Source organism: Leptospira kemamanensis (assembly GCF_004769665.1).
GTDB lineage: Bacteria > Spirochaetota > Leptospiria > Leptospirales > Leptospiraceae > Leptospira_A > Leptospira_A kemamanensis.
Map to the genome: position 1 here is coordinate 242,711 of NZ_RQGG01000032.1, position 25,653 is coordinate 268,363.

The following is a 25,653-nucleotide window of genomic DNA, read 5'->3' on the forward strand; positions in this document are numbered from 1 at the left end:
ATGGTGGCAGGATCGACAAGTTCATTGGAGATGCGAGATAGTTTGCCTGCGTTAGACGAATATTGGCGTAAATCTGGGATCAATCACAACCTAACATGTCGCATTGGAATCAATACAGGATACGTCACCGTTGGAAATTTTGGAACCAACGAAAGAATGGATTACACCATCATCGGAGGCCCTGTCAACGTAGCTTCACGATTGGAAAGCGCTTCCAATGCTGGCGAAATTCTCATCTCCAACGCAACCAAATCCTTGATAGACGAATATGTTGAAACCATTCCCAAAGGGGAAATCCTTGTCAAAGGTGTCCACACTCCCATTGAAACCTTCCAAGTGATTGGTCTAAAAAACGATATGGAAAAAAAGGAAAATCCATTTGTTAAATTTGATGGCAAAGGATTCCTCTTAAAACCCTTACATTTTGATAAACTCAGCACAAACCCCGAAGAACGCCGATTAATGCAAAATGCATTAGAAAAAGCGCTTGCGGCATTAAAGTAGTTTCGCTACTTTCTTTAGTTGAACTACGAATATGCGAAAATACGGAAATCTCACCCATACTGCATTCTCTGAAAAAGAACCAGAATCCATCATCGAAATCCATCTCAAACCTTTGGATTTGATGCGGTATTGGCGCCGAATTGGAATCCTCTCCGATTTTATTGGTTATTTTTATGGGTTTTCATTTTTGCCGAATGTCCCTACCGACTCGATGGACATGAAAAATTCAGAGATCGTCAATTCGATCTCCACTGTCTTTAACGAACTTTTGGAAAATGCCGCCAAGTATTCTTATGATAAAAAAGCCGATATTGAAATTTCTCTCATCCATCGTGGAAAATCATTTGAGATGCTTGTACGAAACAAAACAAACGAAACAAATGTTTCCGCTTACGAATCGAGTTTAAAAGAAATTTTTTCTGCTAAAGATTTGGAGAAACTCTACTTCGAAAAAATAGAATCCAATGATCCCAACTCCAATCGTTCGGGAATTGGTCTCATCATGGTCTTAAAAGACTATCCTGTAGAGATGGAAGTGACTTTGGAATCAGAAGGGGAAAATACCATCATCACAAGCCGAATCATTTATTTTACAGACGTGTCCCTTCAATCATAATCTCTAAAATTTGGTACACTTCTTTTTGAAAGGATTGTTTTTCCACTTCAGAGGATTGGATGGCTTTCCATTTGCGTTCATTTAGTACGGCAAAACCATGAACCCCACTCCAAAAACTCATCATGAGCGTTGCTGTGGGCACAGATTTTTTTAAAACCAATTGGTTTTGCCCATATTCCACAATCCGAAACATTCCCATATAAGCTTCATCACCACATTTCCGAAGGTCCTCTGAGATTGGATCTCCTGAAACATAAATTTCACCACCAAACATCAGTTCAGTCCTTCTTGGATTGTTCAGTAATAAATAAATGTATTCTTCTCCCGCTTTTCGGATTTTTTCCAATGGATCTTCGGAACTTTCCCAAGCGCGTTTCATGGCATTTGCCAATTCACGAAACCCTTCTGCCACGAGAGCCTGGAGTAAGTCCATTTTCTTTGGAAAATGTCTGTAAGGGGCTGTGTGGCTCACTCCTAGCTCAGAGGCAATGTCTCGTAGACTTAAAGAAGAAACCCCTGTTTTTTCTAACACCTTTCGGGAGTGTTCCAAAACCTCCTCCCGCAAATTTCCATGGTGATAGGCCGTTCCTTCTGTTTTTTCTGTTTCTGTTGCCGAAGCTTTGGCACTAGGTTTTGAGGCCGATTTTGTTTTTTTAGGTGTTGGTGATTTTTTCATTTGGTTCAAAAATGTTTACAATGTATACTTTTAATGTTGACGAAGTAAACATCTACGTTTACACTGTCAACATTATGAATTACGCCGACTTCAAAAGACAACCACTTTTTTGGAATGGAATCGTGATGATTGTGCTTACGATATCCATGATTCCCTTACTTTTTCTGGACACAAGAACCCTTTTGGGTGTGAATCTCTGGATCAAACCGATTAAGTTTACCTTATCTCTCGGGGTGTATTCCCTTTCCACGGTTTGGATTTTGGAGCGGTTTTTGTCCGATTGGAAGTACAACCAAAAAACACAAATCGTACTCACCATCACCTCTTTGATTGAAATCCTTCTCATCACCTTCCAAGCGGCAAGGGGGGAAGCAAGTCACTTCAATGTCTCAAACACATGGAACCAAATGGTGTTTTCCATTATGGGAGCCAGTATCTCTATCTTTTGGTTGTTTCATTTAGGAATGATCCTTCCCATCCTCAAACAAAAACAGATAGCAAAATCGGTGCGAGAAAGTCTTCTTTGGGGACTTGTCATTGCTGGATTTGGAATGATCATTGGATTTTTTATGACAACACCTCGTCCCGAACAATTGGAACTCATGCAACAAGGTATTTTCCAAACCAGTGGATCCCATTCTTTTGGAAAGGGAGACCCAGGACATGGCCTCTATTTTTTGGGTTGGAGTACAGTGCTTGGTGATATGAGAGTTCCTCATTTTTTTGGAATGCATGTGATGCAAGTCTTCCTGGTGTTAGCTGCTATCCTATTTCCTAAAAAAGAAACGAAAGAACAGATTTTGATGGTTCGATTGATCGGAGTTTTCCTTCTTTCGATCACAATTCTTATGGTAGTCCAAACTTTGTTGGGACATTCCATATTTGCCTTCCATCCAATTTTTACCATGAGTTATGGTATTCTTTTTCTTATGGTTGTCTCACTTTTTCTGAGACTCTTCTCTAATCCAAAATTTTCTGATGCAAAGGTAATGGTATGAATCCATCACTTCTTTTTACAATCTCCAACTCAATTGCGCTTCTTTCTTGGTTTGTTCTCATAATTACACCTAACCAAAACAAGGTGATTCCTTATTTGCGAATTTTGATTTCAGGTTTGTTTCTTGGTGGAATTTATATTTTTTCTTTATCACTTGGACTCGGAAAAGCAGAAGGCAATTTTTCTAGTTTGGAATCGGTAAGGTCTTTATTTGCAAACGACCACTTTCTGTTAGCTGGTTGGGTGCATTACCTTTCTTTTGATTTGTTTTTGGGAACATGGGAAGCAGAAGATGGAAAGGCAAATGGAATCCACAGATTGGTTTTAGTTCCTATCCATGGACTTACATTTTATTACGGTCCCGTTGGACTCGTATTGTACTTCATCGTTCGCATGGTCAAAACCAAACGGTTTGGATTTTAGCCCCCATAGACATCTAAGAGAGAGAGAACCCTTTGGTATCGGTTCTTTTTCTCTTCATCTGCTTCTAAATCTGCAATTTCTAAATTTTCAAACGCCAAATCGCGACCCGTTTTTTCATCCAAGGTTTTGGCGTTTGCTTTGGCTCCAGACTCGAGTAACAAAGCTAAAACAGATGAGTTTCCAAACTTACAAGCTTCATGGAGGGCTGTGCTTGCATTTTGGTCACCGATATGAATATCTACACCTGCTTGGATGAGACGTTTTGCTAAACTTGGCTCACCAAACACCGAACACCAATGAAGAGGAGACATTCCATTCACAGATTGGAGGTTTACTTTGGCACCACGTTTTAATAATTCATCCATCAAACTTGTTTTTTCTTGCAAACGAAGTTTGTTGTCTTGGCATAATTTGAAAATGGCCGTTTCTCCATTAGCATCCAAGATATTGGGGTTTGCACCTCTTTCTAATAATCGCATACATGATTTGTATTTAGAACGAACAAATGCTTCTTGTAATAATGTGAAACCAAGAGGATTTCGAATGGAATCTTTGATGATGTAATCAAGAGAACCCACTGCTCGGACAAAAGAATCCAATAAATACACATCATCTTCTTCCAACCAATCTAAGGTTTTGTCTTCGTTTTTGGTTTCGAGTTGGTTACCTAAATGTTTATGGTATTCCTCTGGAAATTTTGTTTTGAGGAGTGGAATGAAGAGTGGCTCTTTTGCAGAATGGCAAACCACATCATGAATGATGTGCCAATGATCAGAGTTTGGTGTTAGTTGGTTGGAGATTAAAAATATAAAACTTTCATTGAGTTTTCGTTGTGTGAGTTGGAAAATTGCTAGGATATTTCCTTCTTTAAAATGGACTTCGGAAACGGTCTCTGGAGAATCAGGCCAGTGATACATGACAAGTGATAAAAGTTCCGATTTTTCTTTTTCTGTTAAAGAAGGAAAATGTTTTTGTAAGGACAAAATGTTTCCAGACAAAACATAAATTTTTGCAGCCAGGTTACTCGATATAAAATCTGGTAATTCCTTATTTGCGACCCCATATTCATCAAACTGAATTTTATACATATGGGTAGCAGTGAAACTTCCATGTAAAAATGTATTCCACTCATCGGAAATTGCCAAATACAGTTTTCCGTTGACGACTGCATGGTCATAATCGTCCACCGTTAAGGACAAACGAACAGGTGCTTTGTTCACATTATGATTGATAATGATGCTAAGAGATGAGGATGGGTTTTCCGAAGTTACATCGTAATCATAGTTTTTAAGCCTAACAATTTCAGGAAGTCCCGAAATGGAAATTCGAACATCAAAATCATTTCCTTCTTCGTCTTTTAGGAAAACAAGTTCTTCATTCGACCATTCTGAGATAAAATTAGAAGTATAACGGCCAAAAATTTGGCCTTGTAAACTATGATTAGGAATTTGACCTAAAAAATTGAGATCAAATAACACCAGTGAGTCGGATTTTTCTCCCGCTTTGTTTTTACGGAAATCAAAATGGTTCCAAATGGAACATTTTTTACATCGGTACTTTCCCTTTTTACCCTCGAGTTTAGAGGAGGAAATGGAGTGACCACTGAGGCAGTTGGAGCAGGATAAAATCGTTTTCATATTTCGCTTGTTCCGATATAGAATCTAAGAGACTTTACCGTGATCAATCGAAAATTAGAGCCTTCAATACGTTCAAGTAGGGATTCATGGGACAAAATCAATATTTAATCATCGGTGGTTCGGGGGAAGCGGGCCAAAGTGCCATCCAAGCCATCCGTACCACAGATCCAAATGCCTTTATCATAACATCCACAACAACAAATGAACCTGTGTCGAATGCTAATTTGACCTTATTTGGAAAACGTGCTGAACCTGGACTTACCAATTCCATCTTAGATGATTTTGGAAAACATGGTAGACCCAAACAGATTAAGGCTCTCATTTACACACCGGCACTCGGTGAGGTTGGATTTCCCATTGAAGAGAGTACAAACGAACAAATAAAGAGTACCTTAGGAATTTGTTTGGATCCAATGGTGAGGTTGGAAACTGTGTTTGGACCGGAAATGACGATCGCCTATTCAGCGTTTTATTGGCTAAGCCATACTTTGGCATTTTATGGATCCATGGGAATTGCAAAATACAAGGCCGATCTTTGGGCATTTGAGAATCCATCAAAACGTCGTATTGTGAGAGCAGGGACATTTTTTTCTAAAAGTGTAAGGGGAATTTCGATCGTATTACAAAGGACGATGAAAAAAACAAACCACCCTGACCTTCTGAAACTGAAAACCAAGTTTGAATCATCTAACGAGAAGTTTATGGACTTTTTCCTTTCTTATGCTTGGGAACACGAAAAAGAATCCTTTCAAAGCCAATTTAACACTCCCTACAGACCCACTGTGAGAGAAGACCTAACACGTGGTCTGACAAAAGCCTTAGAAACCAAATCACCAATTGTCACTGTCCTTGGTGGTTGGACTTGGGAAGAATTAGAGATGCCAAAATTGCCAAACTGGTTCCAACAATTTTAGTTGTCAAATTTTGAAAAAAGACCAACGGTAGACCGATTGGTATACGGAGGGTCAAATGCAAAGACTATTGTTTCGTAAAAAAGGAATTTTGGAATGGGAAGAGGTGGAAACCCCTACCATCACAGGTGAAAACCAAGCCCTTGTGGAACCAATTGCCATTGCCCGTTGTGATTTGGATTTACCCATCGTACGGGGAGAAACAGTTTTCCGTGCACCATTCCCCGTAGGACACGAGTTTGTTGGCCGTATCAAATCTCTCTCAGAAGATCTCAATGGACAATACCAAATTGGTTCGGTTGTGGCACTTCCCTTTCAAATCTCTTGCGGAACCTGTCCCACTTGTCTTTCTCACCATAACAATTCTTGTGAAACCGTACCTTACACTTCCGCCTATGGTATGCCTCCTGGTGCTCACAATGTGGGTGGTGCCATTTCCGAACTCATCAAAGTGCCATACGCAAAACAAATGTTATTTGAAGTGGATTCAAAAATTGATCCAGTGGGAATTGCAAGTCTCAGTGATAATATTGCCGAAGTTTGGAAATTGGCAGGTAGATTTTTAGAACGAAAAAAAGATCCTAAAACTCTTGTAGTGGGCGGGAATGCAGGAAGCATCGGACTCTACACAGCGCTTTATCTTCACCAAACGAAAAAAGCGGAAGTGGTTTATGTGGACACTGACCGCAGTAGGATCGAACTTGCGAGCTCCCTCGGAATCCCAGTCACTCATTTTACAACATTCCCCAAACCAAATGAAAAGTATGATTTAGTCTGTGATGCTTCTGCCACAAAAGAAGGTTGGGACTATGCCATAAGGTCTCTAGGAAAAAATGCGATCTTCAGTTCTGCTTCCATTTTTTGGACCAATCGATGGGAAATTCCCTACTTGGAAATGTACAACCAAGGAGCTGAAATCCATATTGGTCGCGTCGAATCACTCGATTCCATGAAGGCTCTTTACCCAGAGATCCAAAAGGGAATTTTCACTCCTGAAAAAATTGTAACAAAAACAGTTTCCTTTGCAGAAGCAAAAGAAGCATGGTTGGAAGAATCTATCAAACTGGTGGTGACTCGTTGAAATTGGAATTTGGTTTTTCATTGGGTTCAAGATTAGGATTTTATTTATCGGCGCTGTTTGTTCTGTTCAGTTTTCCTATTGATCCCGAATCGATTCAGGAACGTTTTACGCCACCTAACGGATACAGTCGCACAAACTATCCGAAAGAAAGTTTTTCGAGTTACTTACAAAACTTTCCCTTAAAACCAAAAGGAAGTCCTGTACTTTTATACAATGGAAATCAAAAACAAAACCAAGTCCATGTGGCCGTTCTGGATTTTCCTCTATTGAAACGAGACCTCATTCAATGTGCAGATGCAGTGATGAAACTTCGCGCCGAATACTTTTACGCAAAAAAGGAATGGGGGAAAATTCAATTCACCATCAGCAATGGGATGGAAGTTCCTTTCTCTCGATTTGTGAGAGGTGACCGAGTGGTTGTGAAGGGAAATAAAACCAGTTGGAAAGTTGGATTCGGAAAAAAAGGAACAAACCGCGATGTCTTCGAAGAATACTTACAATTTATTTACAGTTATGCGGGAACGATCTCACTAAAGTCTGAACTTAGAAAAAAACAACTCCACCAAATGGAGCCAGGTGATGTTTGGATTGAAGCGGGATCTCCAGGGCATGTCGTGATGGTTGTGGACAAAGCGATGGGAAAAGATGGACAAACCATATTCCTTCTGGCACAAAGTTATATGCCTTCCCAGGAAATGCACATTCTGAAATCGGAGACTGAGTTCTCTCCTTGGTTTGTTCTCCCAAAAGCAGATCGTTTCCAAACACCAGAATGGGAATTTCCAACTAAAGAATTTTATGGATTTGTAAAATGAAACATGGGAAACAGATGGCACCATTTAAAAAAATCGCAATTTACTGTGGATCTTCCTCTGGAATGGATCCTTCTTTTGCCAAGGAAGCTTACAGTTTGGGAGAAACTCTTGCCACACATTCCGTAGGTATTGTGTATGGTGGTGCGAGTGTTGGACTGATGGGAGCATTAGCAAACGGTTGTTTGGCGAACAATGGCGAAGTCATTGGTGTCATCCCCACATTTTTGAAACGAAAAGAAATTGAACACCTAGGTCTCACCGAACTCATCCAAGTTGAATCCATGCACGAAAGGAAACACATCATGTTTGATCTTTCCGATGCATTTGTGGTCTTACCTGGAGGATTTGGAACCATGGAGGAATTTTTTGAAGTGGTGACATGGTCACAACTCGGACTTCACAACAAACCCATTGTCATTTTGAATTGGAATGGGTTTTATGACCCCCTTGTCCAAATGTTAAAGACCATGGTGAACTCTGGATTTTTGAAACAGGAAAATTTGGATCTTGTTCTTGTCCTAAACAGAACCGAAGACCTTCTCTCCCATTTGCAAAACTATTCTCCGTCTAAGACCGAGAAATGGTTGTCGGAAGATGCCATCTAATCCAAATTCACTGGCAAGGAACATAGAAGTCAATGCTCTCCAAGCGACACAGAAAACAGTTTCTCCCATGGATACCGATCACTCTCGGGTTTGTCCTTTTGGTAGGACTCATGCCCAATCTTTTTGCCAATCCCGATTCATTTGACGGAGACATTTACTACATCGACACGGTAGGCCAAAACCGAAGCCGCCCACCAAAACGACCGCATCCAGACCTACATGTTCCTTCAGTTCCCGTCAAACAAGATATCACAGTATTTTCCAATCTGCCAACCGATAAAACAGCTTACCCTTATATCCAAACTACGATTAACTTTGTGGAAGGGCATTTATCTTTTAAGGCATTTTTATCTGATGGCACAGAAGTCTCTTATTCTACAAGAGGGGAACATATTCGATATAACAAATGTTACGGTGACCACTGTATCATTGTATCCCAAAAAAATTTATTAGGTGTGAGTAATACAAGTACCGAATGGGAATCGGGACATTTTTTTGGGGAAGAACGTTACCAAGTGGCGATGGGCCATAAAGCATCCCTTGTTGCCAGTGATCGCAAACTCTACTTATACAATAGTTATACGAACCACTGGGAAACCATTAGCCTCGAACAAGAAACCCTGCGTGGTTTTGCCAACCGCTATGACAAGGCCGCCATCATCACATCCCGCCGTATCCTAGTGATGGATCTACCCAGCGAGACACAATACGAACAAAATTTACTTCTCCGTGGCATCTATCAATTTGAAATGCGGGATGGGTTCATCAATTTTTATTCCCGTGACAAACTTTGGATGTTTCGCCACCAAACAGAGGCATTCGAAGAAGTGGATTTAACGGACTGACACCCTTCGGTTTACTCAGGATGACACACTTCGACAAGCTCAGTGTGGCACACTTCGGTGGATTCAAGGGTGGCATCTTCGGTGGAATCTGTGTAAATTACTTTGCATAGCCGAAGGGTGAGAACTTCACCCGTTGTCTGATTTATTCCACTTCGATTGATATCTTCGGTAGAAAGTATCCAAATGCCTTTCCATTGGTTGGATCGATCTGATTTGGATGGGAAGCTGTGGTTGGCCAAGCACTTCGGAAGATGCCATTTACCACCGACCAATTGTCATCGATTTCATAATCGGACGATACGACGGGACCTTTAAAATCAGCGACGAGTTTCGGTGACGTAATCGGAGTAAAAATAGAATTTCCATTAGAAGAATGAAATAACAAGGAATTGTTTTTATCTACGACGATCTTCATTTTATTTCGATTCGTAGTGCCTGGTATTTTTAATACAAGTAGTCTTTCATTCGTCCATGCATTGGAACTATATTCAGGCATTAAGTTTCCATGAAGTCCTGCTACATTACTTCCAGGAGGAACGGCATCTCCGGAAAGCCCATTCAACTCATTGAGGTTCGTATCCCATGTTCCTTGCGGAACACCAAGTGCCATATCACCATTCTTTAACCTTACATAAGAAGAGGATATTTTGTAGGCGCTCGGGATCGCTGAACCTGTGTCTGCATTTACATGTAACAATGGTTGTAAACTCATCCCACAAAACACAGCTTGGTGGATGCTGATAATCCTTGGCTCATCAGGATAAAGTGTTTGGCAAGGAGTTTTCATACTCAATATGGTTTCGTTACTTCCTAAATAAGGTAAATCGACATTGGAAACAATGGCATTACGGTAGTAATCTTCTGATGTATTGATGTTACCTCCAGTAGATGAACTGATAGTCTTTATCCTCATCTGAACCAAACGTTGCATAGGTGAACTAATAAAGTTACTATCATACTCAATTTTGAAATCAAAGATAACAAGACCCAATCGATCATAACTTCCATCCTTCCAAGTTGGATCGATTGAAAATGTTTTTAATGGTTGGCCGTTCGGTTGGACGCCATATAAGGATTGAAAGATATCCCACTGTCCAAATTGGAAAGGAAGTTTAAAATTCACATCTTTTCCATAGGCTTCCGCACCCATGTCCAAAAGAATTTTATCGGCATTGGAAGTGGTTTCTTGTCCATACGGAACACCACCAAACTCAGGTGATTTCCAGACTAAAAACCCTGCTATTTCCATAGAAAAGTCAGAAATCGGAACCGACTTGAGTTCGTAGCTGGGGTTGTTGAATTCGGCAGGCAATTCAATACCAGAGTTTGGATTCCGCATTAGAGCATTTGAATTCAAATTTTCGCCTAACCGAAATTCTATCTTCGATTGAGACAATAACGAAAGGAATAATAGATTCAATACACCATCATCTTTTGACTTTGGAGTAAATAAATTGCAATTCAATAGAAAAAATAAGAGTAAACTACTTGTAAGTTTTACAAAGAACCTAATCCCTGTTTTTTGATCGAATCTCCTCATGTTAAAATCTCCGTTTTCATATTTGTTTTTCTGATGATGCCGATCATATCAGCCTAAGAGGTGTTACAATGGAAAAATGGAGGGGTGGTAAAAAAATTTCAAAAATTCCGCTCATATCGTTCCGAAATACCCTATAAAACATTTTGACCGTTTGAAAGTTTTTGAACTTGGTTCAACGATTGTTGTTCACAAATCCCCGCCAAACAGAAGCAATCGAAGAATTGGATGGTACAAAATAAGAGACATTTCTGATTTGATTTTTCGATCTCTTCGTTTTGGAAGATTTTGGCGCCTCACACTCATTAGATGATTTAAATTTAATTGTGTAAGTGACCGCGCTTTCCGCTCCAATCTTTCCAATCAAAATTTATGCGCAGATGCATTGCACAAGGAAAGGATTTCCGCTGCAATCGCTGGCGCGGGGGATACGATTCTAATCAATACCCATAGACACTTACTCTAACGATCTAATTTCAAATAGATATTCAACCTCTTTCTTGAAAAAGTCTTCGCCTTCTTGGTAAGGAACGCAAACGTTCGAATTTGATGTTGGATTCATATAACGTATATTAGATGATATTAATTTAAATTGTCTTTCATTTATTTTTCTAAATTTTAATACGTAAAGTGGATGAAACCTTTTGTAATGAATTGGTACCTCGGTCAAAGTGCATATATTTTGTCTACATTCAACTTTATCCAAGATAATTCTAAGTGTTGTGTCGATATGGGGTGGAAAGATTTTCAATTGAAAAGAGACTTCCTTTGTTACTGGGTCAATTTTCTTTTTGCACTCAAATGCATCTTCTGATACTTCACCACCTTTTTCGTAGTGAATGGTCTTGTATTCCTCTGAATCCAAATGACAAAAATAAGCAAGTCCAGAAAAAGATATATCTTCTTTCGAAACTTTCAATTTAGATTTGGCAATTGCAATGGAAGGATACGCCAGAATTCCGATCAATAATAATATCGAAGAAGAAAAACAGGTTTTTATATATGAATTTCTTTCGCTTTTCATAATTTTATCTAATAAATACATATTCTTCAAATTCATTGAAAAAATCTTCTGACATTTCATAGGGAAGACAATAATTGTCATTCTCTGGATGACCAGTTTGTCGTAAATTCGATGAGAGGAGGAAAAGTTGATCTTTATCCAAAATCCTGAAGACCATTCTCACGTATGGATCAAAAAAGTCATGCTTACGATTCCTTTCTTTTTCAGTAAGGACACAAATATCTTTTTTACATTGTATCTCCCCAAGCAGTATGTTTATGGCATTTTGATGTGTGTCAGAGTAGATAATCAGATTGTATCCTTTCCCATTAGAAAAAATATCCAAACTTCTTTTACAGATTATCGTTGAATCACCGGAACGATCTCCTTTTATATAAACTGGTGTTTCCACTCGGTTTGGATCACAGAAAAAATGAAATCCAAAGTTTGGATCTTCAAAAGGAGAGCGCAACTGTAATGGTTCCGCCAAAAATGAGGCACTAGAAAAAAATAGAAAAACAAGAATGGATGATACGCTGAATCTTTTCATTTTTGTGTTATATGGTTCCATTGATAGGATTTATTCTCTATTTGTTGCCATATTATCCCTCTACTTACTTCCTTTCCATCCTCTATGTAAATCATAAATTGTAAATGGTCATTTGTGAAGTTAAGTTGTCTGGGTTTGTCATATTTGTAGACTTCATATGTGCAACCTGATAGAACCAAAACTTTTTTTTCAGAATTTAAACATTCATTCTTTGCGTTTTTGGAAAGTAGAGATGGAAATTCGTTCCTTTATCCACTTGACTCTCGACTTCAATTTTCCCACCTAACGATTCGATTTGGTACTTCGTTAGAAAAAGACCCATGCCCTTTCCTTCAATATTCGGGTGGAACCGTGAATTCATTTTAAACATTTTGCTTCGGTATTTTTCTAAATCAATTCCAATTCCATTGTCTGTAATCGAAAGGATGATAAACTCTTCGGATTCTTTCGCCTCAATTTGGATAGACCCAATATTTTCTTTAGATATATATTTAAATGCATTGGATAAAACATTATTAATGATACTTTCAAAGTAAACTGGGATCGTATATAGGAATAAATCGTTCGCTATGAAGACATCAACTTTTGTTTGATTCGATTTATCAGATACATATAACAATAATTGATTTTGAATTTCTTTTTGAAGATGGATTTCTCTTTTTATAAGTGATTGTGAATCCTTCTCAATGGTAAGCAATTCATTTAAGTTTTTCATCATGTGATCCAATTGTTGTGCAGAAGATTCAATCATTTGGACTAAAACTTGGTCACCAGGATCGTCCTTTAATAAATTACACAAACTCAAAATATTAGCAATTGGTGCACGGAGGTTATGGGAAGTGATATACGTATACTCTCTAAGCCTTTCATTCTGTCTATTTGTGACTTGGACAAGAGTTTCCAATTCTTTATTTTTTGCGACTCGGTCAGATATGTTACGATTGTAAATGACAATCCCATCTGTAGTGGGCAAAACGATGTGGTGGAAATAACCTGGTGTGTAGTAACCGTCTGGAATTGTATATTCCTGCTCAAGTGGTTGTTTTGTAAGAAAAACTTGTTTGTACTGCTCAAAAAATCCATTTTCTAAATTGATTGGATACAATTCACAAATTCTTTTTCCAATCAGCTCTTCTTTTGGAACTCCTAAGTTGATTGCTCCTTTTTCATTCATTTCATTAAAAGCAAAATCAATGATCGTTCCATGATCGTCTTTCACTACCGATAAAAAATATATGGATTCAAGAGAAGCTTCTAAAGATGCTTTGAATCGTTCATTACTTTCTTTGAGTTTTGTTTCCACTTCCTTTTCAATCGTAATATTTTTTGACGCTCCGATCAATTTGGAAAGTTTACCAAACTCGTCATACAATGGTTTGCTATAATCCCTGATCCAAACGACTTGACCACTCTTTGCAAAAACCCGGTATTCCGAAACACCTACTTGGCCTTTTAGAATTTCAGAAACACGATTTCCGACAATGCCTAAGTCATCTGGATGAATGATTTTGATCCATCCTCCAATATTTCCAATTTCTTCAATTGTATACCCTACAATTTTTGAAAGATTGCCTGAGCTCCAATCAGCAATGATTTCACCTTCAATGATTTTTGCCGTATAAATATAATCAGATGTAATCTCCGTGATTAATTTTAATTTTCCTAAGATGTCTTCAGAATCAGTAATATCTCTGGCAACGGCGACAAGTTCGTTGATCTTTCCATGTTGGTCACGGATCGGTGTTTTGACGGTATTAAAATAACGAACGAATCCATCTTTACCTAAATGAGACTCTTTTTCGATTGTAATTTGTTTGCCATCTTCGAAGACGGAAGAATCGATTCTGTGATACTCTTCAACAAACTCTTGTTTGTTCTCTGGAATATCATAACTGCCAATGAGATCTGATTTTTTGACTCCAAGGTAATCTGCGCAGGCCTTATTGACATAGGTCATTTTGAAATTTGAATCTTTACAGAAAACAAAATCAGAAATGGAATCCAGTATCTGCGAATAATAATTTTCTGTTTCACGAATCGAATCGGACACACTTGTGCGATTTGAACTTTCTAAAAAACTATAAATTATATATTGAATCTCATTCGATATCGATTTCGATACACTACATTGAGCGACACAATTCAATCTTGTTTTATCTTTTTTAACGACTTCCAGTTCCCCATAATAAGAACCAGTTTTTGAGAGCACATCGATCACACTCTTTTGACCATCAGTAGGAATCCAAAATTCATTTACAAAACTTCCCACCACTCCTTCTTTCGATGGATAATCTAAAACTTGTAGAAATGCTTGATTCACAAAAACGATCTTCCCTAGCGGATCTGAAATCGCAATGGCAGTTATGGAATCATCCACGGCTTTTTCAATGATCGATTTTATATCCATCTTTATGTCCTTTTAGGATCGTTTGCTCTAAAAACGTAAATCAATTTGACTAAAAAAACAGCCATAGTTTACTCTTTGAGAATCGCTTTCCCGTTTCCGATAAAAATACAAGTCCTGCTACCTGAATTTTGCCAATGAACCAAAACGAAAAAGGAGTTTCAGATGGGAAAAGCAAGTAAGAGAGAAAGGTCCAAGTATTTGGAAACAAAAAATACTTGGGTGATTTGATTCACTCAGTAAATTCGATGAAAACATTGAAATGTCAAATCCAAATGAAAACTAAATTGCAAAATTCAATCAATTATTTCCAGGATTCTTTGCAGTGATCGCACAGGAACCGAATCCATTTCATCGAATCGCATTCAGAATCGTGAACCAATTAGGATACAATCTATGCAAACCATTTCCGAAAATGAAATCCCACGTTTACTCCAATTAGCCGAATTAAATTTAGATTATGTTTCCTTAAAAGAGGAATTTAATGGACTTGCGGAACTCGCGGCAAGGATCACAGGAACACCGATTTCCCATATCAATTTGATTGATGCACTACACCAGTGGACCATTGGTGATTTTGGATTTCCCTCTACAATTACTCCAAGAGAAGAAACGGTTTGCCAATTTACCATCTTAAACAATGCACACCTAGAAGTGAAAGATTTAAAGTCAGATCTAAGGTTCAAAGAGAAAGACTTTGTCACCCAAAGTCCTTACTTAAAATACTATTACGGAATTCCCATTCATTTAAGGGGACACAATATAGGTTCCCTCTGTGTGATCGATACAAAAGAAAATGAAATTTCTTCGGACAAAATCAAACTTTTAGAAATCATCGCAAAAGAAGTGACAGAACGGATCAAACTCAAAAACAACATGCAGCAAATGACGGAAAAAAATCTAAAATTATGGAAACATTATAAAATGTTAGCACATGATATCCGAGGCCCCATCGGTGGTATCTCGGGATTGGCTGAGATCATACTCGAACAAGAAGATGATTTGGATATGGCAGAGTATTTTTCCAATTTGAAACTCATGAAAGAAAGCAGTGATTCTGTGCTACATTTGGTCAATGATCTAATGAGTGAATTTACAGCGGAAGGTGCATTTAACAATGATATTACGATCAAAGAATTTGCCGAACAATTATTAAGTTTGTTCCAATCCCAAGCACATTCGAAACAAATCACTTTCAACTTGAACATAAATCCCAATTTACACAAAATCAAAATTCCGAAAAATAAATTCCTTCAAATCATTGGAAACCTAGTTTCGAATTCTATTAAGTTTTCGCCAATGAAAAGTGAGATACAAATCCATTTTGAACTCTTGCAATCCGAAAACAAAACAATAGTCATACGAATCAAAGACTTTGGAATTGGAATGACACAAGATCAAATGAGCGAAGTATTATCAGACAAATTGCATTCTACCCTAGGAACAGCAGGTGAAGTTGGAAATGGATTTGGAATCCATTTTGTGAAATTACTTGTGGATGAATTGAAGGGAAAATTTTCAATCCATTCGGAAGTGGGAAAAGGATGTGAATTTATCATCCAGCTTCCTATGATCAATTCTTAAAGCATTCGGGAAAAGTGGGATGCTTTTTTCCAATCCAATTCCATCTTCTTTACAAGGGACTTTGTTTCGCTAACGATTTAGATTCCTTTGGGCGCCTCACATAGATTAGCCGATAAATCTCAGATTGTCTAAGTGACCGCGCTTTCCGCTCCAATCATTCCAATCAAACTGTATGCGAAGATGCATTGCATCAGGAAGGGATTTCCGCTGCAATCGACACTTCGATAAACTCAGCGTCAATGGCGCAGGGAAAATTTCTTACTTTCTGGAATGCTCTACAAAAATCAGTTTAGAAGTATCAAAACCAAGAGAGGAAGCCTTAGCCATAAGGCTCTCGGTGATTTTTTTCGAAATCTTGGGAGTCCTTGCCATGATGCAGAGATAAGATCTGTCGGGACCACAGACAAGGGCATAACTGTAATTGATTTTATCAAGTTCAACAATTTTGATTGCTCCTACCGAGAAAAATTTTTAGGAGTAGAAACGGAACGATGATCAATGTCGAAATCCACTGGCTGTCCCGAATGTTCAATCGGGGAAGAATGGATAACTGGATCAATGCGCCCAAGATAATTGAGATATGCAATATAATATGCCTTCTACTGAAAAGTGGTAATGTCAAATTTGTGTGATTGGATTTCATTCGAAAATAAATGTATTCTGCACCAAACAAAATGATATTGATATTGAAATACCAATTCTTAAACAGAAAAACCCTTAGATTATTTCCTAACAATCTACTGTCACCCCAATTGAGCATGAGTCCAAACAGAGTCAGAATGAAGACCACATAAACATATAAAATAAAAAAACTACCAAATGATTGCTTTATAAAAGCAAACTTTTCCCCCATTGAATTTTTCTTCCAAAACAAATACAAAAAATCTACTACCGTACGAATCCATTCCTGAAACCAAAATAAATAAACAATATAGAATACTGTTACCTCTCCTTGGTACACAGCAAAAAGCGTAATTACAAAAATGGTTAAAATGTCTATTTGATTGAGTTGTTTCATTTTCGATTCAGTGAACTTACAAATTATATAATCTTTTATTTTGTTTTAGTTTGTCTTGTTTTCAATTCGAAAAACCCTTGCTCGTCTAAAATCAATTTTTTACCTGTTGCTGTTTTCAGAATCGAATAAGGAGCAACGACAACCGGGGCATTGAAATGATTGGATACACCTTTGTAGAATGTTTCGGTTTTTAGTATTTCGGCAGGATGTTTTTCGGTTTTATGAAAACCTAACATCGACCATGTCGTAATCAAAATATGATTTTCATCTGCTATTTCTATTTTTAAAATATAACGCCCGCTCAGCCAAATCATACAAGCAAACATAATATTTCCAGCTAGAAGCATGAATGTTAACCAAAATATCCCGGAAACTCTAGAACTGTATTCTTCAAAAAATGCATCTAAGTCATTGAAAATCATATAAACCACAAAAATGGACAACGCCAATGTAACAATGGTCACGAAATAAAGCGTCAGCGATCGTGAGTTTTTGTAAGAAAACATTTGTTGGTTCATTTTTAAATTTCGTTTCCAGAAACTATTTTTGCAAAATACTTTTTTTGACAGTTCATCCCTATGCCAATTTTCGAGACAGGCTCTGTTTTTGCATCGCAGTATTTAGTTCGACAGGTTCAACACAATCAGGTTGGATTAACAGAACCATTGAGCAGTATGCCCCCAATCAAACATGGAAGATTCAATCCAAGAATCAAGTCACCTGGTGCAAACGGGATTCCCTTTCGTCTAACAATCAATGTTTCCAGAAAAACCAGTTTGGATCTGGAAGGGAAATCCTGAACTCGTCCTCCTGCAACTTTTGGGACTCATCCTATTTTTTTACTTTGCCTTTCGGTTGAGTGCCTACTTCACCCATCGGTATGAGCTCATCCAAATGCACAGGAAGCGACTCGATCGACTTGCCTTCAAAGCTGGTTGCAACCAAACAGAACGTTCCCTCCTGCAAACCTTTTACAACCAATTGGACAGACGCCACCGCGTACTCCTCGCTCACAACCATGCCAAAGAATACTTACGAGCCCACCTCTTACAATTTGTGTCAGAACTCGACCGTGAGGAAGAACGCACCTTCTTATCCCTCGTGGCCAAATTTTTGGGAACCGCTCGAGAGAAAACACCCGTCTTTGGGATCCGTGAGTTTGTCCTCGTACATTGGGGAAAAGATTCCTATTTGGCCCAAGTGGTCGACCCAGGACTCGCTGAAGTCAGAATTAGGTTCAGTCCAATCAAACGAAACACGGGAGCGCCGAACCTAACCAAGATCACCGTATTCAGAGAGCCAAAAGGTTTCCAATCCATCCACGGCAGTGTGGAAATGGAGACGGCGAACACCTTCTTTTTCCGCCCCCTCGAGAGACGAGGAACCTCTTGAATGAAAAACGGACCAATTTCGATTCTCGCTTGAAATATTCTTTCCACGAAAATTAATGTGACATAAGTCCATGAAGTGGAATCGCATCAATCAAAATGACGAATTGTTTTCCCTACTTTTCGTATTCCTGTTTTCCTTTACTTCCCTAATTTGGAACGGCAACTTCATGGTAAGAGGGATTGCCAGCTTTCAGGGCGTAGGCGACTTTTTTTCTGGGTCCTTTGATTCCTTTGGATCCCTCATCAAAAGTAGTTATAACAAACTCGAGTCTTTCGAACGGGTAAGAGAAGAGCGTGATTCTTGTTTGAACGTGATGGAAGAATACCGCCAACTTTCCAAAGACGTAGAACGCCTCAAAGCAGAAAATGCAATCCTCCGCCAAGAGTTAAACTTCCCACTTAGATCCGAATATCCGTCGGTTCGTGCAGAAGTCTTAAGTGTTCGTTTGAACGCCATTTACCGCACCATCATCATCAACAAAGGTTCCGAATCAGGAATCAAACCTTATATGCCAGTCGTAGCGCGCGCGTTAGACGAAAAAGGGAAATTCACAGAAGCACTTGTTGGTAAAATCATCGCTGTTTCCAAAGGTTCTGCCGTCATCCAACCCATCATCAATTCCAACTTTTCTATGGGTGTCTCCATCCCTGGAACCAATTTATGGGCTTCTCTCAATGGAAACAGTGGCCGTGGAACAGATGTTTTGTTAGACTATATTGATTCAGGAATTGTGATTGATCCAAAAGCCATTGGCAATTTCCCAATGGGGCCGAATCCTCCACCAACATCAGCGAACACCATGTTTACGGAAGGGTTTAGTAAAATAGGAAAGGCCGTGTTTAGTTCGGGTGGATCTGGAGTTTTCCCTCCAGGCATTCCAGTAGGAACCATCATCGAAGAAGGACCAAGAAATGGTTCCTTTAAAACAGCCATCTTACGTCCGTTTGTTGAATTTGATAACCTATTACATGTAATTGTCTTAAAAAAACTTCCAGAGAAATGGCGTGAAGAGTGGCCTGCCGAAAAAACAATCCAAATTGAAGGGCCATACTTTGGTGAAATCGATTTTCCAAAAGAAAAAGATTATAACAAAAAAGAGAAAGAGAAAAAACAAGGAACTCAAGGTTTTGGTACTCCGAGTACAAATCGTACCAATGCAAATCCAATTCCTTCTTCTCCACAGGAGTCTACACCACCTCCGCCCCCTTCTCCTCAAACCAACGAAGGACCTAAGGAGGTGAACCCATGATATTAGATAAAGTATTCATCATCATCGGGATGTTACTCGCTCATTTTTTAAATGGATCCAATGTGTTTGAATTAGGAAATGCAGTACGTCCTGATTTTATGGTCATCTTCGTTGTGTTTTTTGCCCTGCGCAAAGGACCGATGTATGGACTTTGGCTTGGATTCTTTGGTGGTCTACTCACCGATACCGCACTCGGTGGAGAAATTGGTGGAGACAATATTGTGTATTACAAGATTGGCCTACATTCTTTTTCCTATGCCATTGTTGGTTACATCGTTGGAAAAGGACTTCGCAGTTCTTATACTGAAAACTATATCTCGATTACGATTTATATTTTGGGGCTTACCTTGGTATCAAGACTCATTACGTATTTACTTTTCCTAATGTTCTTTCATTCGAACCATAGTTATTCCTTTTTATATGTTTCGCTTTATAATGCATTTCTTGGGCCAGCGTTATTCTTTTTATTTTCGTGGGCATACCGTTTGGATGGAGATGAGGTGCGGCAATGAGCCAGTCGGCATCTGAGTTTCGTTTAGAAGCAAGTTTTCGGAAACGATTGTATTTTTTTACAGGGATGATTGTATTTACGTTAACTGCGTATATATTACAATTATTCAACTTACAGATCGTACAAGGGAGTGAAAACTCTCTCAAAGCCGAACGATTTGTCCGTAGAAGTGAATCGATTCCTGCAGACCGTGGCAATATCTTTGATCGTAACTTTTTAACACCCGAAACAAGCCAACCCCTTGTTTCCAATTCCGCCTCTTTAGATGTGATCCTCAATACAAGTTTACTGAAAAATGATGCCAAAAAAGTAAAAGAGTTCATTTATAAATTTTGTGAAGCTCTTTCGATTCCGATCGTTTATTACGAAAAAGAATTACAAGAATCTCGTTTGATTAAAAAAATCCGTTCCAGGGAACCTTTTGTATTACTCGAAGGGATTTCCAGGGAACAACAAGAAAGAATTTTAGTTTTAGACAATATCAATCGTTATGTTTATCTTGTGTCTTCACCTGCACGTGTGTACCATATGGGACCAGCTCTTTCGCATGTGACGGGTTATGTGGGAAAACCAACCACAAGTGACTTACAAGAAAAAGAAATCAAAACCTACCAATTGATTGGAAAAGGGGGAATTGAATCCCTTTACGACACAACTCTCCGTGGCCAAGACGGGTTTCGCATCCAAAAACGAAACACAGAAGGAAACATCGAAGAAGAACGTGTGATCGAACACTCTGTCCCTGGAAATAACTTAATCCTCACGATCGACAGAGACATGCAAATTGCTGCTTATAAGGCCCTAAAAGGTGTTAGGGGAACTGTCCTTGCGATCAAAGCCACCACAGGCGAAGTACTGGCAATGGCTTCCAATCCTTCTTATGATCCCAATATTTTATCTGGGAAAAATAAACTCGAACGTTCCAATCACTTCACTCGAGTCACAAACAATGGTGGGTTTTTAAATTTAGCCATCCAGTCCAGGTTTCCACCGGCATCTACGTTCAAAACCTTAGTGGGTCTTGCCGCTATGGAAAGTGAACACAAAATCAATTATGATCCCAAACAAACCTTTTCTTGTCCTGCAAGTTTTACTTTGAAGTCAACCTTCAAAGGTGTCCCTGACCAAGTGTTTTATAACTGGGATAAAAAGAACCATGGGGAACTCAATTTAGCACAAGCACTTGAAAAATCAAACTCCGTTTACTTTTACCAACTTGGTTACAAACTTGGTGCCGAACCCATTCTCGCCTATTCAAGGTTATTTGGTTTAGATAAAAAAACAGGAATTGATTTACCTGGAGAAGCCACTGGTTTTATCCCAAGCTCTGATTGGAAAAAAAGAACTTACGGAAACAAATGGTTTGATGGTGATACGGTTAACTTATCCATCGGACAAGGATTTATTTCAGTAACACCGATTGAGATGGCTTTGTTTTATATGGCAGTCGTGAACAACGGAAAAATTTACAAACCGTATGTTGTGTCTGAAATCAGAAGTCCACTTGACAACTCCCTCATCCAAAAAACAGAACCAACCATCTTACGTGATATTCCACTTAAAAAATCCACTGTGGAAGCTTTGAAAGAAGGATTGTATTTGGTTGGGTATTCAGGAACTGCTTCCGGTGTTCTCAATTCACCAACTTTACCTGAGATTGCTGGTAAAACGGGGACTGCACAAACAAGACGTAGAGGTGCATCTTCCTCTAACCACGCTTGGTTCATTGGATATGCACCAGTGAATGCACCTGTCGAAAAACAGATATTAGTTGCCGCTTTCGTAGAATATGGAGTAGGTGGTGCAGCATCAGCAGCGCCTGCGGCAAGGGAAGTATTCAAAGCAGCTTTCCCACCAGGATCCTTCCCAAGAACCGATAGATCTCGTGCTAAAACCATGGAAGAAGAAGCACCCGTTGAACAAGAGGCATTTTAATGGCTGATCGTAATACAGAAAAACTCGATTATTTTTTAATTTTCTCCGTTGTGCTCGTGGCAATGGCCGGTGTTCTCACGTTATACACACAAGAAGCAAACTCGGCAGATGCACTTGGTCGTTGGTACAAACAGTTCTCTTTTGTGTTTGTTGGGCTCATTGCGATGTGGTTTATGTCGAGGATCAATTACCAATTGATTGGTTCTTATGCAGTCTTCATTTATCTATTTTCGATTTTCCTTTTGATTTTAACACTGATCCCGGGTATTGGTTACCTTCCTTCCGGTCGCGGTGCTAGGTCTTGGTTAAAACTTGGTCCGATCACTCTCCAAGCTTCTGAATTTTCAAAATTGGCAACGGTGATTTTACTTGGTCAGTATCTTGTGATGAAAGAAAAGGAAATGCACAAAATTACGGTTTTGATCGTTCCATTTATTATTTGTTTGGTGCCCATGTTATTCATCATCTTACAACCAGACTTTGGAACTGCGGTATCCTTTTTGCCAATGTTATTTACCATGTTGTACTTAGGTGGTGCCGATATCTTACACGTAGGATCGTTACTTACCTTTGGTGGGATCTCATTGATGGTTCCCATGTATTTGGCTTACTCTCAACTCACACTCATCCAACCTCTCATTGATTTACTTCGCAAAGACAACAAAACAGAACTTGTTTCCCTCGTGAACCAACTCCAAGGAAAAATTTGGCTCATCTTGGATGGGAAAAAAGTTTCAGGACTCACTCTTCCTGGAATTGAAAATCCAAAAAACTTACAGATGATTCGTGAAGCAGCAGAAATCGTCAAAGATGAATATGCAAGTATTGGATATAAAATTTTATCCAACGAAGCCTTTATGTTTGGACTCGGTGGAACGCTTGCCCTCATCAGTCTTGTGATGATTTTCATTCGAATTGCTCGTGGTTCACGCCATCTCAGAAATTATTACATCACCATCGGTATCCTTGGACTTTCTGTTTTATCTGCCATTGCAGTTCACAAATCCATTCCATTCCGAGAAAACCAAGTCATTCGTCTCACTGCCTTTCTCAACCCAGACCAATTCAAACAAGGTGCTGGTTACCAACTTCGCGCGTCCAAACCTGCCGTGGGTTCTGGAAAAGTATTTGGAAAAGGATTTTTTCATGGAGAGATGACGGAAGGTCGTATTCCTCATGTTCCCGAATCGGGAACAGACTTTATCTTTGCTTCTTGGGCAGAACAAACAGGTTTTTTTGGAAGTATTTTGTTATTATTCTTCCTTATGTCCATTCCACTTCGTGGGTTACAAATAAGTTTTGAAAGTAAGGATCGTTTTGGATCGTTACTCGCCGCGGGGATTGTAGCCATGATCTTTTTCCATATCGCCATCAATGTAGGGATCGTAATTGGACTTCTCCCAGTAACAGGTGTTCCACTCACATTTATGAGTTATGGGGGATCACACTTGGTGATGGCAATGACAGCTGTTGGAATCATTTTATCGATTAAAAAACGTAAGTTTGCGAACTAAGATCCCAAATGAAACCCACCAAAAAAATTCTGGATGCAGATGAGTTCTTCCAAACCAAAGTCAAGTTGGAAGAAGAACTCATCCATTTAGAAAGTTTGGATCGGCAAGTGAACGAACAAATTACCAAGTTGGTGAGTTTATCAGAAAAACTCATCACATGTTCGGAAACAAACGAGTCTCCTTATTTTTTACAACGCAGCAAACGTCTCCAATCCGAAATCCTCAAATTTAAAATCAAAAACGAATACAAACAAAGAGAATTTGATTCCCTTTACCATATCTTAGAGAAAATCAAATCAGAAGATAAAATTGAATTTTTAAATTCGGCACTAAAAAATCGAATCGCTAAAATTGCTAAGCGATTGGTGAATCAAAAACAAAGCGAAACGGATTCCAATCAAAAAAGCATAAGTTTATCCTTCACCGAAAGAGTGAAGAACGCATCCAATTTGATAAAAACAAATCCAATCAAACCGTCCCCAGGAAAACATGTTTTTATCTGTTATGTGTTAGAAGGTGTACATTTCCTTTTGCCGAAAAAACCATACCGCATCCTTCGGAACATACCGGCTTTCAAAAAACAAATCAAAATCAAAGACAAATTGATTCCGATGTTTCCTGGTCCTGGATTTGTCCTTATGGAAGATGGGGAATCCAAAAACAAACATGTCATCCTCATGAAAAATGGAGAGAAAAAGGAATGTGGTTTTTATTTTGATGAATTAAAAGAAGACTGGGCCATTTCCAAAACCTCTCTCGATGCCATCTTAGAAAAAGAATCCAATCACAATTCCATCCTCGGCAAAATCAAACGCAAAGGCAAATTGTACCACATCATCAAACTTTAACATCCAAAGGTCGCTGAGTTTATCGAAGCGACCAATTCAACTTATAACTGCAAAACTCGCAAACTTGTTTCTTTGTCTCGATTGAGTTGGTTTTTTAAAGATTCGATTCCATCGAACTTTTGTTCTTCTCGGATTTTTTTCACCATCTCCAATTCAATTTCTTTGCCGTAACAATTTTCGTCAAAATCGAAGATGTTTACTTCCACATGCAAACCTAACCCATCAAAGGTGGGATTAAAACCGATGTTTACCATTCCTTTGTGGTCTTTTCCATCAATCTTCACAAAACAAGCATACACTCCCACTGATGGAAGAAGTTTATCATTTGGTATTTGCAAATTAGCAGTAGGAAACCCAATGGTTCGGCCACGTTTGGCACCTTCCACCACAGTTCCGGAGATATGATAATTTCGTCCGAGTAAAATTTTTGCTTCTTCCATTTCTCCTTTGTCGAGAAACCCTCGGATGAGTGAGGAAGAAATTTTACTGTCTTTTTTTAAGACTGCTTCTCGCAGTTCCACCGTATAACCATATTTAGTTTTATTATTGTCGAGTAAGGTAAAATCCCCCCTCCTCTCAGCACCAAAAAAATGGTTATAACCAATCACGATGTGTCTTGCATGTAAGGTGTTCATCATGATTTGTTCCAAAAAGTCTTCAGCAGTCATTTTGGAAAGTGTAAGAGTAAAATCTAAAACGATGAGATAATCAATTCCAAACCCACGAATGAGTTCTTCTTTTTCTGATTCGGAAGAGAGGTATTTAAAATTGGGTTTTTTCCCGAGCACTACAGACGGGTTTGGATAATACGTGACAACCACCGAAGGGATCCCCAGTTCTTTTGCTTTTTCCACAGTCCGTAACAAAAGTGTTTGGTGGCCGACATGGATTCCGTCAAAATTCCCCAAAGTCAGTGAGGAACCATTTTGGAATTCATTTTGGATCGATTCTAAAGAACGAATAATTTTCAAAGGGGGACTTGTCTCGTAATCCGATAC

Annotated in this window: 24 protein-coding genes; 16 read left to right on the top strand and 8 right to left on the bottom strand. The window is 38.8% G+C overall.

The annotated features are described in order from the left end of the window. Positions 1-3 precede the first annotated feature (3 nt). The gene (locus tag EHQ59_RS11260; protein WP_279638180.1) at positions 4-504 is read left to right on the top strand and encodes an adenylate/guanylate cyclase domain-containing protein; all 501 of its coding nucleotides are present in this window, start codon (positions 4-6) and stop codon (positions 502-504) included. Between the two features lie 31 nt (positions 505-535). Further along, on the top strand, positions 536-1,120 hold the full coding sequence (locus EHQ59_RS11265; RefSeq protein WP_135619745.1) for a DUF6272 family protein: 585 nt from the start codon (positions 536-538) through the stop codon (positions 1,118-1,120). Here the strand turns inward: EHQ59_RS11265 and EHQ59_RS11270 are convergent. Then, the gene (locus EHQ59_RS11270; RefSeq protein ID WP_135619746.1) at positions 1,095-1,796 is read right to left on the bottom strand and encodes a TetR/AcrR family transcriptional regulator; all 702 of its coding nucleotides are present in this window, start codon (positions 1,794-1,796) and stop codon (positions 1,095-1,097) included. The genes EHQ59_RS11265 and EHQ59_RS11270 overlap by 26 nt on opposite strands. Positions 1,797-1,870: 74 nt before the next feature. Here EHQ59_RS11270 and EHQ59_RS11275 point away from each other — a divergent pair, with 74 nt between their 5' ends. Beyond that, positions 1,871-2,794, top strand: coding sequence for a hypothetical protein (locus tag EHQ59_RS11275; protein ID WP_135619747.1), 924 nt, complete (start codon positions 1,871-1,873; stop codon positions 2,792-2,794). Continuing rightward, a complete protein-coding gene (locus EHQ59_RS11280; RefSeq protein ID WP_135619748.1) occupies positions 2,791-3,216 on the top strand; it encodes an ABA4-like family protein in 426 nt (141 codons plus the stop codon). Before EHQ59_RS11275 ends, EHQ59_RS11280 begins: the two co-directional genes overlap by 4 nt. On the opposite strand, the gene EHQ59_RS11285 is transcribed toward EHQ59_RS11280, so the two are convergent. Further along, positions 3,213-4,853: an ankyrin repeat domain-containing protein gene (locus tag EHQ59_RS11285; protein ID WP_135619749.1), complete on the bottom strand. Its 1,641-nt coding sequence runs from the start codon at positions 4,851-4,853 to the stop codon at positions 3,213-3,215. The two genes, EHQ59_RS11280 and EHQ59_RS11285, sit on opposite strands and share 4 nt — an antisense overlap. An 86-nt stretch (positions 4,854-4,939) precedes the next feature. Between EHQ59_RS11285 and EHQ59_RS11290 the strand changes: the two genes are divergently transcribed. Genes EHQ59_RS11290 through EHQ59_RS11310 form a run of 5 tightly spaced genes read left to right on the top strand, consistent with a single transcriptional unit; the run spans position 4,940 to position 9,110 of the window. Then, the gene (locus EHQ59_RS11290; protein WP_135619750.1) at positions 4,940-5,767 is read left to right on the top strand and encodes a hypothetical protein; all 828 of its coding nucleotides are present in this window, start codon (positions 4,940-4,942) and stop codon (positions 5,765-5,767) included. Positions 5,768-5,822: 55 nt separating this feature from the next. After that, a complete protein-coding gene (locus EHQ59_RS11295; protein WP_135619751.1) occupies positions 5,823-6,845 on the top strand; it encodes a zinc-dependent alcohol dehydrogenase in 1,023 nt (340 codons plus the stop codon). Between the two features lie 20 nt (positions 6,846-6,865). Continuing rightward, positions 6,866-7,660, top strand: a complete 795-nt coding sequence (locus EHQ59_RS11300) for a DUF4846 domain-containing protein (RefSeq protein WP_279638181.1) — start codon at positions 6,866-6,868, stop codon at positions 7,658-7,660. 14 nt (positions 7,661-7,674) lie between these two features. Next, positions 7,675-8,265, top strand: a complete 591-nt coding sequence (locus EHQ59_RS11305; RefSeq protein WP_135619753.1) for an LOG family protein — start codon at positions 7,675-7,677, stop codon at positions 8,263-8,265. Positions 8,266-8,297: 32 nt separating this feature from the next. Beyond that, on the top strand, positions 8,298-9,110 hold the full coding sequence (locus EHQ59_RS11310; protein ID WP_135619754.1) for a hypothetical protein: 813 nt from the start codon (positions 8,298-8,300) through the stop codon (positions 9,108-9,110). 142 nt (positions 9,111-9,252) lie between these two features. Here EHQ59_RS11310 and EHQ59_RS11315 read toward each other — a convergent pair whose 3' ends face one another. The 3 genes from EHQ59_RS11315 to EHQ59_RS11325 all read right to left on the bottom strand — a co-directional run bounded on the left by EHQ59_RS11315 (position 9,253) and on the right by EHQ59_RS11325 (position 14,607). Next, positions 9,253-10,467 (bottom strand): hypothetical protein, encoded by a 1,215-nt coding sequence (locus tag EHQ59_RS11315; RefSeq protein ID WP_135619755.1) that lies wholly within the window; start codon positions 10,465-10,467, stop codon positions 9,253-9,255. 637 nt (positions 10,468-11,104) lie between these two features. Further along, positions 11,105-11,692 carry a hypothetical protein gene (locus EHQ59_RS11320; protein WP_135619756.1) on the bottom strand — a complete coding sequence of 196 codons (588 nt, stop codon included), beginning with the start codon at positions 11,690-11,692 and terminating at the stop codon, positions 11,105-11,107. Positions 11,693-12,396: 704 nt separating this feature from the next. Further along, entirely contained in the window at positions 12,397-14,607 is a 2,211-nt protein-coding gene (locus tag EHQ59_RS11325; protein WP_135619757.1) for a PAS domain S-box protein, read from the bottom strand. A 393-nt stretch (positions 14,608-15,000) separates the two neighbouring features. On the opposite strand from EHQ59_RS11325, the gene EHQ59_RS11330 reads away from it, so the two are divergent. After that, complete coding sequence (locus EHQ59_RS11330) at positions 15,001-16,188, top strand: GAF domain-containing sensor histidine kinase (protein WP_135619758.1); 1,188 nt, start codon at positions 15,001-15,003, stop codon at positions 16,186-16,188. Positions 16,189-16,446: 258 nt separating this feature from the next. On the opposite strand, the gene EHQ59_RS18000 is transcribed toward EHQ59_RS11330, so the two are convergent. Next, entirely contained in the window at positions 16,447-16,638 is a 192-nt protein-coding gene (locus tag EHQ59_RS18000; RefSeq protein WP_135620015.1) for a lipocalin family protein, read from the bottom strand. Between the two features lie 603 nt (positions 16,639-17,241). Continuing rightward, a complete protein-coding gene (locus tag EHQ59_RS11340) occupies positions 17,242-17,724 on the bottom strand; it encodes a hypothetical protein (RefSeq protein WP_135619759.1) in 483 nt (160 codons plus the stop codon). 238 nt (positions 17,725-17,962) lie between these two features. Here EHQ59_RS11340 and EHQ59_RS11345 point away from each other — a divergent pair, with 238 nt between their 5' ends. The 6 genes from EHQ59_RS11345 to EHQ59_RS11370 all read left to right on the top strand — a co-directional run bounded on the left by EHQ59_RS11345 (position 17,963) and on the right by EHQ59_RS11370 (position 24,655). Then, complete coding sequence (locus EHQ59_RS11345; protein ID WP_135619760.1) at positions 17,963-18,598, top strand: hypothetical protein; 636 nt, start codon at positions 17,963-17,965, stop codon at positions 18,596-18,598. Positions 18,599-18,668: 70 nt separating this feature from the next. Further along, the gene (gene mreC, locus EHQ59_RS11350) at positions 18,669-19,847 is read left to right on the top strand and encodes a rod shape-determining protein MreC (RefSeq protein ID WP_135619761.1); all 1,179 of its coding nucleotides are present in this window, start codon (positions 18,669-18,671) and stop codon (positions 19,845-19,847) included. Next, positions 19,844-20,359, top strand: coding sequence for a rod shape-determining protein MreD (gene mreD / locus EHQ59_RS11355; RefSeq protein ID WP_135619762.1), 516 nt, complete (start codon positions 19,844-19,846; stop codon positions 20,357-20,359). The genes mreC and mreD overlap by 4 nt, the downstream gene beginning before the upstream one ends. Beyond that, positions 20,356-22,293 (top strand): penicillin-binding protein 2, encoded by a 1,938-nt coding sequence (gene mrdA, locus EHQ59_RS11360; RefSeq protein WP_135619763.1) that lies wholly within the window; start codon positions 20,356-20,358, stop codon positions 22,291-22,293. Before mreD ends, mrdA begins: the two co-directional genes overlap by 4 nt. Beyond that, positions 22,293-23,807 carry a rod shape-determining protein RodA gene (gene rodA / locus EHQ59_RS11365; protein ID WP_135619764.1) on the top strand — a complete coding sequence of 505 codons (1,515 nt, stop codon included), beginning with the start codon at positions 22,293-22,295 and terminating at the stop codon, positions 23,805-23,807. The genes mrdA and rodA overlap by 1 nt, the downstream gene beginning before the upstream one ends. A gap of 8 nt (positions 23,808-23,815) precedes the next feature. Beyond that, positions 23,816-24,655, top strand: a complete 840-nt coding sequence (locus tag EHQ59_RS11370) for a hypothetical protein (protein ID WP_135619765.1) — start codon at positions 23,816-23,818, stop codon at positions 24,653-24,655. 41 nt (positions 24,656-24,696) lie between these two features. Here the strand turns inward: EHQ59_RS11370 and EHQ59_RS11375 are convergent, their stop codons facing one another. Further along, on the bottom strand, positions 24,697-25,626 hold the full coding sequence (locus EHQ59_RS11375) for a bifunctional riboflavin kinase/FAD synthetase (RefSeq protein ID WP_135619766.1): 930 nt from the start codon (positions 25,624-25,626) through the stop codon (positions 24,697-24,699). Positions 25,627-25,653 lie beyond the last annotated feature (27 nt).

What these genes read in the sequence shown, in the direction of transcription:
- EHQ59_RS11370 (WP_135619765.1), top strand. Translation starts at nt 23,816, where the DNA reads ATGAAACCCACCAAAAAAATTCTGGATGCAGATGAGTTCTTCCAAACC.
- EHQ59_RS11290 (WP_135619750.1), top strand. Translation starts at nt 4,940, where the DNA reads ATGGGACAAAATCAATATTTAATCATCGGTGGTTCGGGGGAAGCGGGC.
- mreC (WP_135619761.1), top strand. Translation starts at nt 18,669, where the DNA reads ATGAAGTGGAATCGCATCAATCAAAATGACGAATTGTTTTCCCTACTT.
- EHQ59_RS11285 (WP_135619749.1), bottom strand. Translation starts at nt 4,853, where the DNA reads ATGAAAACGATTTTATCCTGCTCCAACTGCCTCAGTGGTCACTCCATT.
- mrdA (WP_135619763.1), top strand. Translation starts at nt 20,356, where the DNA reads ATGAGCCAGTCGGCATCTGAGTTTCGTTTAGAAGCAAGTTTTCGGAAA.
- EHQ59_RS11320 (WP_135619756.1), bottom strand. Translation starts at nt 11,692, where the DNA reads ATGTATTTATTAGATAAAATTATGAAAAGCGAAAGAAATTCATATATA.
- mreD (WP_135619762.1), top strand. Translation starts at nt 19,844, where the DNA reads ATGATATTAGATAAAGTATTCATCATCATCGGGATGTTACTCGCTCAT.
- EHQ59_RS11340 (WP_135619759.1), bottom strand. Translation starts at nt 17,724, where the DNA reads ATGAACCAACAAATGTTTTCTTACAAAAACTCACGATCGCTGACGCTT.
- EHQ59_RS11295 (WP_135619751.1), top strand. Translation starts at nt 5,823, where the DNA reads ATGCAAAGACTATTGTTTCGTAAAAAAGGAATTTTGGAATGGGAAGAG.
- EHQ59_RS11325 (WP_135619757.1), bottom strand. Translation starts at nt 14,607, where the DNA reads ATGGATATAAAATCGATCATTGAAAAAGCCGTGGATGATTCCATAACT.
- rodA (WP_135619764.1), top strand. Translation starts at nt 22,293, where the DNA reads ATGGCTGATCGTAATACAGAAAAACTCGATTATTTTTTAATTTTCTCC.
- EHQ59_RS11275 (WP_135619747.1), top strand. Translation starts at nt 1,871, where the DNA reads ATGAATTACGCCGACTTCAAAAGACAACCACTTTTTTGGAATGGAATC.
- EHQ59_RS11305 (WP_135619753.1), top strand. Translation starts at nt 7,675, where the DNA reads ATGGCACCATTTAAAAAAATCGCAATTTACTGTGGATCTTCCTCTGGA.
- EHQ59_RS11265 (WP_135619745.1), top strand. Translation starts at nt 536, where the DNA reads ATGCGAAAATACGGAAATCTCACCCATACTGCATTCTCTGAAAAAGAA.
- EHQ59_RS11310 (WP_135619754.1), top strand. Translation starts at nt 8,298, where the DNA reads ATGCTCTCCAAGCGACACAGAAAACAGTTTCTCCCATGGATACCGATC.
- EHQ59_RS11330 (WP_135619758.1), top strand. Translation starts at nt 15,001, where the DNA reads ATGCAAACCATTTCCGAAAATGAAATCCCACGTTTACTCCAATTAGCC.
- EHQ59_RS11345 (WP_135619760.1), top strand. Translation starts at nt 17,963, where the DNA reads ATGTTTCCAGAAAAACCAGTTTGGATCTGGAAGGGAAATCCTGAACTC.
- EHQ59_RS11280 (WP_135619748.1), top strand. Translation starts at nt 2,791, where the DNA reads ATGAATCCATCACTTCTTTTTACAATCTCCAACTCAATTGCGCTTCTT.
- EHQ59_RS11270 (WP_135619746.1), bottom strand. Translation starts at nt 1,796, where the DNA reads ATGAAAAAATCACCAACACCTAAAAAAACAAAATCGGCCTCAAAACCT.